At 41.2% G+C, this 12110-nt stretch carries 16 protein-coding genes; 8 read left to right on the forward strand and 8 right to left on the reverse strand.

Translation table 11 applies throughout. The annotated features are described in order from the left end of the window. The first annotated feature begins 14 nt into the window (after window positions 1–14). Complete coding sequence (locus AC0KVP_RS11645) at window positions 15–1040, forward strand: IS30-like element ISAba125 family transposase (RefSeq protein ID WP_004994718.1); 1026 nt, start codon at window positions 15–17, stop codon at window positions 1038–1040. On the opposite strand, the gene AC0KVP_RS11650 is transcribed toward AC0KVP_RS11645, so the two are convergent. Next, window positions 1031–1474 (reverse strand): AAA family ATPase, encoded by a 444-nt coding sequence (locus tag AC0KVP_RS11650; RefSeq protein ID WP_473336811.1) that lies wholly within the window; start codon window positions 1472–1474, stop codon window positions 1031–1033. The genes AC0KVP_RS11645 and AC0KVP_RS11650 overlap by 10 nt on opposite strands. Before the next feature lie 326 nt (window positions 1475–1800). Between AC0KVP_RS11650 and AC0KVP_RS11655 the strand changes: the two genes are divergently transcribed. Continuing rightward, window positions 1801–2004 (forward strand): amino acid transport protein, encoded by a 204-nt coding sequence (locus tag AC0KVP_RS11655; protein WP_473336814.1) that lies wholly within the window; start codon window positions 1801–1803, stop codon window positions 2002–2004. 2 nt (window positions 2005–2006) lie between these two features. Here the strand turns inward: AC0KVP_RS11655 and AC0KVP_RS11660 are convergent, their stop codons facing one another. Then, window positions 2007–2465 (reverse strand): hypothetical protein, encoded by a 459-nt coding sequence (locus AC0KVP_RS11660; protein WP_473336816.1) that lies wholly within the window; start codon window positions 2463–2465, stop codon window positions 2007–2009. A 138-nt stretch (window positions 2466–2603) separates the two neighbouring features. Further along, entirely contained in the window at window positions 2604–3824 is a 1221-nt protein-coding gene (locus AC0KVP_RS11665; RefSeq protein ID WP_473336818.1) for an MFS transporter, read from the reverse strand. A 104-nt stretch (window positions 3825–3928) separates the two neighbouring features. Here AC0KVP_RS11665 and AC0KVP_RS11670 point away from each other — a divergent pair, with 104 nt between their 5' ends. Beyond that, the gene (locus AC0KVP_RS11670) at window positions 3929–4711 is read left to right on the forward strand and encodes an AraC family transcriptional regulator (protein ID WP_279739591.1); all 783 of its coding nucleotides are present in this window, start codon (window positions 3929–3931) and stop codon (window positions 4709–4711) included. 14 nt (window positions 4712–4725) lie between these two features. On the opposite strand, the gene def is transcribed toward AC0KVP_RS11670, so the two are convergent. Further along, complete coding sequence (gene def, locus AC0KVP_RS11675; RefSeq protein WP_473336820.1) at window positions 4726–5211, reverse strand: peptide deformylase; 486 nt, start codon at window positions 5209–5211, stop codon at window positions 4726–4728. Window positions 5212–5424: 213 nt separating this feature from the next. On the opposite strand from def, the gene AC0KVP_RS11680 reads away from it, so the two are divergent. Further along, a complete protein-coding gene (locus AC0KVP_RS11680) occupies window positions 5425–6702 on the forward strand; it encodes an MFS transporter (protein WP_473336823.1) in 1278 nt (425 codons plus the stop codon). Between the two features lie 70 nt (window positions 6703–6772). Here AC0KVP_RS11680 and AC0KVP_RS11685 read toward each other — a convergent pair whose 3' ends face one another. From AC0KVP_RS11685 to pnuC, 3 genes are all read right to left on the reverse strand, one after another. After that, window positions 6773–7282, reverse strand: coding sequence for a DUF2505 family protein (locus AC0KVP_RS11685; protein ID WP_183174019.1), 510 nt, complete (start codon window positions 7280–7282; stop codon window positions 6773–6775). Between the two features lie 133 nt (window positions 7283–7415). After that, window positions 7416–7685, reverse strand: coding sequence for a hypothetical protein (locus tag AC0KVP_RS11690; protein WP_473336826.1), 270 nt, complete (start codon window positions 7683–7685; stop codon window positions 7416–7418). 8 nt (window positions 7686–7693) lie between these two features. After that, window positions 7694–8269 carry a nicotinamide riboside transporter PnuC gene (pnuC, locus tag AC0KVP_RS11695; RefSeq protein ID WP_473336828.1) on the reverse strand — a complete coding sequence of 192 codons (576 nt, stop codon included), beginning with the start codon at window positions 8267–8269 and terminating at the stop codon, window positions 7694–7696. 197 nt (window positions 8270–8466) lie between these two features. Here pnuC and AC0KVP_RS11700 point away from each other — a divergent pair, with 197 nt between their 5' ends. Genes AC0KVP_RS11700 through AC0KVP_RS11710 form a run of 3 tightly spaced genes read left to right on the forward strand, consistent with a single transcriptional unit; the run spans window position 8467 to window position 10811 of the window. After that, window positions 8467–9264, forward strand: coding sequence for a crotonase/enoyl-CoA hydratase family protein (locus AC0KVP_RS11700; RefSeq protein WP_473336830.1), 798 nt, complete (start codon window positions 8467–8469; stop codon window positions 9262–9264). 53 nt (window positions 9265–9317) lie between these two features. Continuing rightward, window positions 9318–10226, forward strand: a complete 909-nt coding sequence (locus AC0KVP_RS11705) for an alpha/beta hydrolase family protein (protein WP_473336831.1) — start codon at window positions 9318–9320, stop codon at window positions 10224–10226. Window positions 10227–10232: 6 nt separating this feature from the next. Next, on the forward strand, window positions 10233–10811 hold the full coding sequence (locus AC0KVP_RS11710; RefSeq protein ID WP_473336833.1) for a TetR/AcrR family transcriptional regulator: 579 nt from the start codon (window positions 10233–10235) through the stop codon (window positions 10809–10811). 14 nt (window positions 10812–10825) lie between these two features. On the opposite strand, the gene AC0KVP_RS11715 is transcribed toward AC0KVP_RS11710, so the two are convergent. Beyond that, complete coding sequence (locus AC0KVP_RS11715) at window positions 10826–11302, reverse strand: hypothetical protein (protein WP_348937990.1); 477 nt, start codon at window positions 11300–11302, stop codon at window positions 10826–10828. A gap of 336 nt (window positions 11303–11638) precedes the next feature. On the opposite strand from AC0KVP_RS11715, the gene AC0KVP_RS11720 reads away from it, so the two are divergent. Then, window positions 11639–12085: a GNAT family N-acetyltransferase gene (locus AC0KVP_RS11720; protein WP_473336835.1), complete on the forward strand. Its 447-nt coding sequence runs from the start codon at window positions 11639–11641 to the stop codon at window positions 12083–12085. The last annotated feature ends 25 nt before the right edge of the window (window positions 12086–12110 follow it).

Here is a 12110-nt window from a genome sequence, read left to right on the forward strand (position 1 = left end):
AATTTAAAGGGTTTATGGAGTATATAAAATTGTCATACCATCATCTTAACTTTGAAGATCGTACTGCATTAATGCTTGAGTCAAGAAAAGAAGGCTTTTCAGCCAGAAAATTTGCTGAACTCATTAAAAGACATCCTAGTACGATCTATCGTGAGCTTAAAAGAAATAGCATCAATGACGTTTATCAAGCTCGATATGCTTCTGATAACACCTTCGCTAGACGTAGACGTGGTCACAGAAAACTCAAAATCGATTCAATCCTCTGGAAATTTATTGTTGAAGCGATCCGTTGTTTATGGTCTCCTCAGCAAATAGCAAAGCGTTTAAAGACATTTCCTGATTTGGATCAAACAATGAATGTAAGCCATACAACGATTTATTCAACGATACGAGCATTACCAAAGGGTGAGTTGAAAAAAGACTTATTATCCTGTCTGCGTCATGAAAATAAAAAGCGAAAAGCTAACGGTGAACCTAAAAAAGATTCTATATTACAGGATATTAAAACTATTCATGAGCGCCCAGCCGAAGTTCAAGAAAGAAAAATACCGGGTCATTGGGAAGCTGATTTAATTAAAGGTAAAGACAATAAAAGTTCGATAGCAACACTTATTGAACGAAATACACGGCTCTGTATCTTGGCAACATTACCTGATGCAAAGGCAGAATCAGTGCGCAAGGCTTTAACTGAAGCTCTGAAATATTTACCTGCAGAACTGCGTAAAACGTTGACCTATGACCGTGGACGCGAGATGTCAGAACATAAAATACTCGAAGAAGATTTAGGCATAGATGTATATTTCTGTGACCCACATTCACCTTGGCAAAAAGGCACATGCGAAAATATGAATGGTTTAATTAGGCAATATTTACCTAAAGGGATTGATTTAAATCAGGCAGATCAGCATTATTTAAATCAAGTTGCCATGTCACTGAATACTCGTCCTAGAAAGGCGTTAGATTGGCTTACACCATTAGAGAAATTTGCTCAGCTTGTTGATTATCATATGGCTTTTGAAACTGTCGCACCTCATGTTTGAATTCGCCGGGTAACATTTAATTTATTATTAGAAAATCTAAAATAATCATAGATAACTTCTTCTGGTATATTAGTTGTTTGTGCAATCCCTCCTCTTTCTACTCCTAATGACAATGATTTTAAATTATCAAGAATTACACTATTGTTATTCCAAACCAACTCTTGCAATTCTGGATTATTGAAAACTTCAACTTCAACTTCATTGTTATGATAGAAAAGTGTAGCTGTAATTTTCCTAATATTGAGTTTAGTTAACTCCACATCATTTTTTTGTAAAAAGAATGCCAAAGTTTTTAGGAATGTAGTTTTACCACAACCATTATCTCCATATAACACAGTTGCTTCATCATTTGAGAATTTAGCATATATTTCATGATTCAGACCTTTAAATCCTTCTATTTTAAAATCTATAATTTTTACGCTTAAGTCAGCCATTTACACCCCCAAATTACTACTAAATATTTACTATAAATTTTTTCAAATATTATCACAAAAAACAAGCCTCTAAAATATTCTTTAAGCATTTAACTTCTGTAATATTTTTATTCTAAAATTTATTAGAATGCATCCAATAATCCAACTTCTTCATAATTTATGCTATAGTCATTGTTCAGCATCGGTCATATTATTACGTAAATCACGAGATGGCTGTTTTAAGTTCTTGTTATAAAGTTGCATCATAACTCTCTTAATTTTTTTATCTTCTCTTAAGAATCTTGGCATAATATTTACTAGAGAATAACAAAGTACGAAACATCACCATGAATACTACCCAACTTTTTCTCGGTGTTATCTTTAGCTCAATTGGTTTAGGCTATTTTTTGTATGGAAAAAAGCAAAAAATGACTGTGCCTTTTACTGTAGGCCTCGTTTTAATGATTTTCCCTTATTTTATTGAGAGTAATTTCCTACTGAGTGGCACTGGTATTGTGTTATCTATCATTCCCTATTTTTTACGTTTTTAATATCATTCAAAATCAAGCTGTTCTAATTGAATCTCCACCACATTCCAGTGATGCATCATCTCTCGCAGCACAATCAAGTAAACTAAACTAGAAAGACCGTCATCAGCCACTTTAGACACATAGTACTCCCTACGCTCAACAAATGTATTGAAAGCACGTTCAAGTTGCACACGGTCAAGTTGCTGCTGATCTGAGAAAAATAATGCTAAGACTCTTTGGAATAAGGTATCTGAAGTCATGGCAGTCTTAGGTTGGGCATACTTCATCTGAACGGATTCTAAAAGCTCTTCAATCACATAAATCATCGACTCAATCGCAAGCTCATCCAGAAACCCATTGCGCATACTGTTTGACTGTATATAGCTTAAACCTTGATCTAGCTGTATATGCTGTCCATCCATTTCAAATGAAAGTTGGTCTACGCCCAAGGAAAATTTGAGTACAGAATTAAGATCAGTCATCGCATCAATCCTCCAAAGTCAAAACACACATACATTTAATGCCGTTATAACCAATCATAATCATCAGGCCGAAATGCAATCGCGCCATCTTCGTTTGATAAGATAGCGCGATTGAAACTATAGATCAGCAGTATTTAGTTAGTTTGCTTGAGTCTTCGGTAAAAAGAAGGTCGCCAAACCGAGTAAAGGCAATAATGAACACACGCCAAATACCCATTCAATGCCTTTGACGTCAGCCAAATATCCTAAACCTGCTGCGGCAATACCACTTACACCGAACATTAAACCAAACATCAAACCTGCAATCATGCCAACTCGTCCCGGAACGGCTTCTTGTGCATAAACCACCATGGCAGCAAAGGCAGAGGACATTACTAAACCTGTGATAATCGAGAGCACGGTGGTCCAAAATAGGTTGGCATGCGGCATCATCAAAGCAAACGGCGCCATGCCAACAAAAGACACCCAAATCACCGCTTTACGCCCAATTCTGTCTCCAATCGGCCCACCTGCAAATGTACCCAGAGCTACCGCAGCCAAAAAGGCAAATAGATGTAACTGCGCACTTTGCAAACTGAGCTGAAACTTGTGCATTAAATAAAAAGTGAAATAGTTACTGATGCTGGCGATGTAAGTAAATTTGGCAAACATCAACACGCAAATGGTCGACAGCGCGATGACGAGTTGACGCCCATGCAGTTTGCTTTGCACTTGATGCGCTTTGGCAGCCAATTGTTTTTTACTGTGGCTGATGCTCCAACGACTGACACCGAACAGCACCCAAATCGCCAGTAAGGCAAATACAATCAACCATGCCACTGCATGCTGTCCAAAGGGCACAATGATCAGCGCTGCCAATAAAGGCCCAATTGCAGTTCCTGTATTTCCACCGACCTGAAAGGTTGATTGTGCTGTGCCAAAACGCCCGCCCGAAGCCATTCGCGCCACACGTGAGGCTTCAGGATGAAAGGTTGAAGACCCGACACCAATCAATGCCGAAGCCATGAGCAGTACAATAAAATTCGGAGAAAAAGCCAACAGTAAAATGCCGCTAAAAGTCACTACCATGCCGAGTGGCAGTAGATAAGGTTTCGGATGCTTGTCGGTATAGAGTCCAATCCAAGGTTGCAGTAACGATGCCGTAATTTGATAAACCAATGAAATCAGTCCCACTTGCGCAAAGCTTAAGGAAAAATTGGTTTTCAGCATCGGGTAAATGGCTGGCAAAACGGCTTGAATTAAGTCATTGAGCAGATGTGCAATAGCCACAGCCCCCACCACTTTTATGATCATGCCTTGCGGCTGCTCATTGATCGTAGCTTCGCCCATACCCTCTTTCATTTGAATTAAAGACGACATACCTCGCAAACTCCATGTATTTTTCATCAGGCATTGATTGTAAAATGTCATTCATAAGACTATCTTCCAATAATCACTGTATAACTGACAATTTAAAGACACACATGCCAAATTCTCTGATTCAAACCGAAATGTCCGAATTGGTGATTGGACTCTCTTCTGAGCATACCTATCGAGAGATTACCCCTGCGCATACGCATTCACGGGCACAGTTTCTGTATGCTTCGACAGGGATGATTCAGGTGTTCACCCCGAATCATGTCTGGATCGTGCCGCCGATGTGTGCGCTATGGATTCCGACCCATGTCGAGCACAGTGTGATTTCATTGAGTCGAGTTAAACTCAATACTGCATTGGTTCAAGCCGATGCAGCTGCACTGCTGGGGCAACATTGTTTTATTATTCGGGTCAGCAAGTTATTACATGAACTGCTCATCCGGCTCAATGCGATTGAACACATTCCACCTTCCGAGCTGATCAGCTCAGATGAACTGTCTAGATCTTTACAGATTTTAATTTTTGATGAAATTCATAAAGCCAATCTGTTGCCAATTCAGATTCCGTGGCCGCAAGATCGACGCTTAATGAATATTTGCCAAGCGCTATTAAGTACGCCCGATCAGTTAAAAGATTTAAGCACATGGGCCGATGAAATTGGCACCAGCTCCAGAACATTAATGCGCATGTTTCAAAAGGAAACAGGACTGTCTTATCGCGCATGGGTTCAGCAGATGCATATTGCCCATGCCTTAAGTAAAATTGCCAGTGGCGAATCTGTTGCGCAGATTGCAAGATCTCTTGGTTATAGCAATCCGAGTGCGTTTAGTAGCATGTTTAAACGTCATTTGGGACAGACCCCGCAACAGTTTAAATATAAAGATGAATAAAATGACACTCGCGACTAAGCACTCAGGCGATCGACAAATAAAATACCATTGAGATGGTCTATTTCATGCTGCACAATGCGCGCAGGAAAACCTTCAAAACTACTTTCCATTACCTCACCAGTCAAAGTGTGATACAGCACCTTAATACTTTGCGCACGCTGTACCTGACCACGCTCATTCGGTACGCTTAAACAGCCTTCTTCACCTAAGGTCGTTGCTTGAGAAAACTCTAAAATTTCAGGATTGACCATCACTACGGCGTCCATTTCAGGCGCATCGGGATAACGTAAATTTGGCCGTGAAGCCACAATAATAACCCGCTTTGAAATATAAACTTGTGGTGCAGCAATGCCTACACCGCTCCGCTCTAACATGGTCGCAATCATGGTAGAAGCCAACTGCATGAGCCAGTCGCTATTAAATTCTGCATCTGCAACGCGAGCAGCTTTGAGTCTTAAAATATCTTCACCACGTTGTGCAACAGGTAAAATGACACTCATACACAAATCCTAATTTTTATACCTATTTATTCTTTTTATATCATAAGCCTTTTATCTCGCCTGCGTTATATATTTACGTTGACCATCAAATCAACTATGTTGATTCATGTATAATTTTTAGTTCAGTCCCAGTAAAGAAAGATTGATTATTCATTCAAAAAAGACTTCTTTAAAATCAAATATAAACCTTTATTCAGCTTTGGAAATATACGCATGGATGCAACACCACGTTTGACCAGAGAAGACAAACGTACCCTTGGGCTGTCATCACTCGGTGGTGCACTTGAGTTCTATGACTTTGTTATTTATGTTTTTTATGCCAAAATTATTTCAGAGTTGTTCTTTCCCGCAGGGCTCAGCCCATTTTGGGCCATGCTGAATACTTACGGTATTTTTGCCGCAGGCTACTTCTTCCGTCCACTTGGCGGTGTAGTCATGGCGCACTTTGGCGACCTCATCGGGCGCAAGCGTCTATTTAGCTTATCTATTTTGCTCATGGCTTTGCCGACACTAATGATCGGGGTTATGCCAACTTTTGAAACGATTGGTTATGCCGCGCCCTTACTCTTACTCCTTATGCGGGTGGTACAAGGCATCGCAATTGGTGGAGAAATTCCAGCGGCATGGACCTTTGTTTCTGAGCATGTTCCATCTGAAAAAATTGGTTTTGCCAATGGCTTACTTACGGCTGGTTTGTCACTCGGCATCTTGCTCGGTGCTTTAATGTCACTGTTCATTTCTCTTCAGTTTAGTGAAGCAGCTATACATGATTGGGCTTGGCGCATTCCCTTTATTGTGGGCGGTATTTTTGGCTTAGTGGCCTTGTATTTACGTAGTTATTTGAAAGAGACCCCAGTATTCAAAGCCATGCAAGCACGTAAAGAATTATCCAAAGAAATGCCGGTGAAACAAGTCTTAGCCAACCATAAAACCGCCGTTGTGATTGGTATGCTCTTGACTTGGTTCTTAACTGCTTGTGTGGTGGTCCTGATTTTAGCCATGCCAAACTTACTGACGGGTGCCTTTGGCTTTGAACGTAGCGATGCTTTTCAAATGCAAAGTGCTGCGATCATCATGCAAATGCTGGGATGCATACTCGCTGGGACATTAGCTGATCGCTTTGGTGCAGCTAAGGTCTTGATTTTTGGCTCGCTCGGTGTCGCCGCTATCGCAACCATTTTCTATCACAGTTTAGGTGTGGTCAGTCCAACTACGGTGTTTGTACTGTATATGCTTTTGGGATTCTTTTCAGGCACGGTAGGGCTTGTGTCCTATAGCATGGTCAAAATGTTCCCTGCTCCGATCCGCTTTTCAGGCATTTCGTTTTCCTACAATGTCGCCTATGCCATTGCAGGAGGCATCACACTCCCTTTGGTTCAATGGCTCAGTCTCTATAGCAACATTGGCGCGATGTATTATATTTGGCTGGTCTGTTGGGTTTGCTTCTTCACAGCTTTGGTTTATCGAGCTCAATTCGAGACGAAGCACTAAAATGATAAAACCCTTCAATCGAAGGGTTTCTTTTTATGCAAGCTACTTTGAAAGCATGAGGTCAAAACCTTTAGCTTAAAGTTTCTGCATGCAGATTTTGGCGCAGTTCATCTTCTACGATATCAAGCTCGATTTGGCTAAACTTACGAATTTCGCCTTCAGCATGTTTTTCTAACATACCACCAATTAATGGCACTTTCACTTTTACCGTCCATTCCAGTTGAAAGTGAATCTGCTCATCATTACCCGATACACTACGTTGACACACAGCTTCTAAAGGTAAGTTAGGGTCTAAACGGACTTCCGAGCTGAGCACAACTAAATTGCTGACGTCGGTACGTTGTAAACGAAATGCATCTTTTAGAAATTTCTTCGCAATATCGGGAATATTGACATCCAAATTATACGCGCGCTTAAGGGTATAAATATCACCAACTTTATTCGACTCCAAAATTTCCAACTTCTCACCGGGAATACGGCGACAAACATTTTCATGTAAGCTGATATTGGCTGCGAGTCGACGGAAGTCATCCAAAGAAACACCTTTGATGGTGGCATTGACTACAAACTGATGTGCCATAGCATTAAATCCTTTATTTTTTGTTTTTGTAAACATCCATGCCCTGATCAGGACTGAAAACTGGATCTCGTCATCCTGTAGAAAGGTCAAATATAGACGATGTTCCAGCACCGACTATACCGCGATCTAGATTTCAATGTCCGCCATTCTGTATGACAATATCATCTGCAATATAAATAAAAACCACGCGCTCAAAACAGGCCAAGCGAATATCAAAATGCTCTGCCCCATCGTCCAGTCCTGTAACCGCCCAACTTGCACTGCTGGGTAAATCCCCCAGCCAAGTGGCCTGATAAAAATCCGCAACCGAAGCAAAGTCCAAATATTGCTGTGGACTTCCTTTTAACCGTTCAATGACCGACTCAAATTGAGCCAATTGTATTTGTTTAAAATCAATCAACACTACCCAGCCTATACACTTTTGAGCTGTTGTTTATGACGTACCTGTGTCCATTGCCACCAGCCAAAAGCCGCCAAGGCAACAAAGCCTGCATATAAAGCCGCGGTTAGGAACAAATCTTTATAGATAAACATACCGACATAAACTATATCAACAAATACCCACAGCACCCATGTCGCAATATGTTTACGACTGGTCCAATAGGTCGCCAACAGACTAAATGCAGCGAGCTGCGCATCCAGTAGCGGTACAGCTGCATCGGTCAAATACTTTAAGCTCAGACCAAATACTGCACCAGCCACAGCGGCAAGCAGCATTTGCAAAATCACTTGCCGAGCTGTAATCGGTTCAATCCGAATGTCATGATCTTGTTGTTTACCTTTGAGCCAGTGATAAAAACCGTAAAAGTTCACCACCACAAAGAAAAACTGCAAAATGGTTTCGCCATACAACTTATAGGTATAAAACAAATAGGCATATAACAAGAAAGCAGCGAAGTTAAACCACCAACACCACATATTGCGCTTAATGGTCAACGTCACCCCAATTAAGCTAATGATGACTGCAAATATTTCAAGGCTAGACATGGTTCAACTGGTATTCAAAGAAGTGCTGCTATTATGAAAAAAAACTCAATAAAGGCAAGACAATTCCACTCAATCTAAACGTCGTTTTTTTCGGAGAATCTAAGCAAACTATCGAGTCACAGAATGTATACGCATAAGTTTTGACAGTTTTCTAACAATCGTTTAAAAACTTATAAAACGATGCAGGAATAATCAAAATGTCAGAACAACAAGGTCGTGTCAGTCGCGAAGTTCGCGGTTCGTTATTTTTAATTGGTTTAGATCGCGCAGCCAAGCGCAATGCTTTCGATAGTCATATGATTCATGACTTATCACTGGCCCTCACCGAATATGAGGATGATCCTTCACTGCGCTGTGCCGTGATTTTTGCACACGGGGAACACTTTACAGCTGGGCTTGATTTGGTTGAGTTGCAACCCAAGCTCAATGCAGGCGTTTTCGACTTTCCCACGTCACAAATTAACCCTTGGGGCACCAGCTCCAGACCCCGCACCAAACCTGTTGTTGTGGCAGTCCAAGGCTTTTGCTTTACCGCGGGAATTGAACTGATGCTCAATGCCGATGTGGTGATTGCGGATGCCAATACACAATTTGCCCAAATGGAAGTAAAGCGCGGCATTTTACCCTTTGGCGGTGCAACGGTTCGCTTTGTACAAGCGGCGGGTTGGAACAAGGCTATGCGCTATTTACTCACAGGTGACAACTTCAATGCGCAAGTAGCTCTCGATCTCAATTTAATTACCGAGGTCGTAGAAGCATCCACGCCAAACGCTGCATTAGAGCGAGCATTGAGCCTTGCAGAATCAATTGCACAAGCTGCACCACTCGCAGTTCAAGCTACGCTAGCTTCTGCGCAACAAGCAGTACAACACGGCGCAGACTATGCCTTTGCACATTTACAAGAGCACCTCAGCCCACTACTCAAAACCCAAGATGTCCAAGAAGGTGTCATGGCAATGCTACAACGCCGCCCTGCTCAGTTTAAAGGACAGTAAAGCCCAGAAATCTGGAACCGACTTTAGGATTTAACAAAAAAGAAGAAATGATAATGCAAGCCACCGCCCATTTAGATTCGACCCAAATTGAGAAACAAACTGTAAAATTTTCAGCAACCGATGGTTATGTACTCGTTGGTACACGTTATCGCTCATCTGAGCCGATCAAAGCCAACATCATTGTTGCCAGTGCAACAGGTGTACCACAGCAGTTCTATCGCCGCTTTGCCGAGTATGCAGTAGCTCTAGGTTATCAAGTCCTAACTTTTGATTATCGTGGTGTGGGGCTTTCTGCACCGAAGCAACTCAAAGGTTTTAGCATGTCCTATTTGGACTGGGGGCAGCTAGACTTGTCGGCTGCCATTGACTCTATCCGCAAAGATGACAAACCTATTTTTGTGGTTGGACACTCTTATGGAGGCCAAGCACTCGGTTTAACCCGCAACCATGACCAAGTCACTGCGATGTATTGCTTTGGCACAGGTGCGGGTTGGCATGGCTATATGCCGTTTCGGGAGAAAATGAAAGTGCACGTGATATGGAATATTATTTTCCCGCCGATGGTTGCACTAAAGGGCTATCTGCCTTGGAGCCTGCTTAAAATGGGTACCGATTTACCTGTGGATGTCTACACACAGTGGCGAAAATGGTGTAAAAATCCGACCTACTTTTTTGCAGATCCAGAGCAGCAACACTTGCAGGAACAATATGCACAGGTCAAAACTCCAATCTATGCTGTTTCAGCACTGGATGATGACTGGGCTTTACCCAACTCAAGGCATGCATTTATGCAGCATTATCGACATGCGAACATGCATTATCTCAATATTGAAGCCAGCGACTATGGCTTGAAAGAAATTGGACACATGGGATATTTCCGCCAAGGAGCCGAAGCCATCTGGGAAGATATGCTGAACACTTTCAATGGCTATTTATCATTACCAACCACTACGGAACGTTAAAGCTCTATGCGCCCACAAAAACTGAGTAAAGAACAAATCCAGTTGCATTGCATGCAAACCTTTAAAACCCATGGTTATGCAGGCACCAGTATGGATTTACTAGCAAAGTCTTGTGGGCTCAGTAAAGCAGCATTTTATTATTACTATCCCAATAAAGAAGCTTTGGTTTTAGATATTTTGCAAGTTAGCCAGCAATACTTAAACCATAAACTGTTCAGCATCTTGCGGGATACGCACTTAGAGTATTACGTTCGTTTTGAATACGCGCACCAACAAGCGGTCAGCTTTTTTAGTACTGGTGTTCCAGGCTGTTTAGTCGGGATGCTATCGTTGGAAATTCCGCATTTATCCGAACAAATTCATCTCAAAATTCAGTCTATTTTTCAAGATTGGGAGTTGGCGTTGTTGCACTATTTTCAGCAAGTGATGCCTATTGCTCAAGCTGAGGTACTGGCCAAAATTAGTGTTGCCGATTATGAGGGCGCAATTTTAATGACACGCTTAAAACAGGATGACTTCTATCTAACTCATGTTGCAGAACGAATTCTTAAACAGTTATCCATGGCTGTGATGGACGCTGTATAGGCTTAAGCAAGAGATCAATCCCGAGTACGATGGCTTTTTTTATGCTCGCGTCCACTACGGTCGATATGCGTATAAAACATGCCATAACGACTTACATAATATTCAAGCGATTGATCATAGAAGCTCCAAAAAATAGACCATTCATTTAAATCCATTTTGTGAATTTGCGTCTGGGTTTTCGCAGGCATTTTGACCAATAAGGTACTTTGCATCAGCGTTGCATCTTCTTCAGCCGTGAGCAATATCGCTTGATCTAGAAATAGAGTCGCCACGTCATCGAACAGCTCTTGTTCATAAGCATCAACTTCAATAACACGCTCAACCTGAGGTGATATGTTGGTATGCGTTGCCATTAGCGAAGATACTGCTTCCGATTCAACCGCTTTTTTTTGTCGCTTCAGAAAGCGGTGCTTTTTTTGAATTTTGATTACAATAATAGATGCCGCAACCAAAGCAATGAGTATGCAAATCATCAATAAAAATGTCGCCATGCTCTGCTCTCGTAACAAATATTCCCTTTTAAAATACAGTATTATCGCTCAAATAAACACCAAATTAATTAAACAGAGTACGTATGAACTCAAATGCTCAATTCGATGAATTGTGAATGAATATTGATTCTCAGACCAATTCTGGTGATTCAACACATATTCGCACGAATGTGAAAGGCATCACGATATGTGATTTTTCACTCACAAAATCACTATAAAAAATAATCAACTTCGTGTGATTGAACAACAAAGTTACATCCGTACTAACAGTAATTCAATTTAATAAATACAGTCGCTAGCATGAAATAGCTCTTTCTACAGCTCTAAGAAGAAAAGATGATACGGGCAGCCCAACTTCAGGACATTCCTGAAATTTTAAATGTCGTGCACGACAGTATTCGATCATGTATCAAAGACCACCATCGCCATGAAAGTACGATTCAAATTTGGCTAGAAAATAAGACTCAATCCAACCTGATTATGTGGATGCACTATAACGACAGCTGGGTCTATGTACTCAATCAGCACGTAGTGGGTTTTATTATGGTCAGTGACCAAGGGCGTATTTTACTCAATTATATTTCATCCGCTGAACAACAACGCGGCATTGGGAAAGCTTTATTAGAAACTGTTATTGAACATCTTAAACGTAAGAAAATTCGTCAAATGAGTTTAGAAAGCACTCAAACGGCATTTCCTTTTTATCAAAAACATGGCTTTCAAATCCATGCCCAAGACATCCCAAATCCCAAAATGGTGGCTATGGTTAAACTCTTATGCTAAGGGCAATTGACCAAGGCCTGATTCA

Source organism: Acinetobacter sp. DL27 (genome assembly GCF_055810995.1).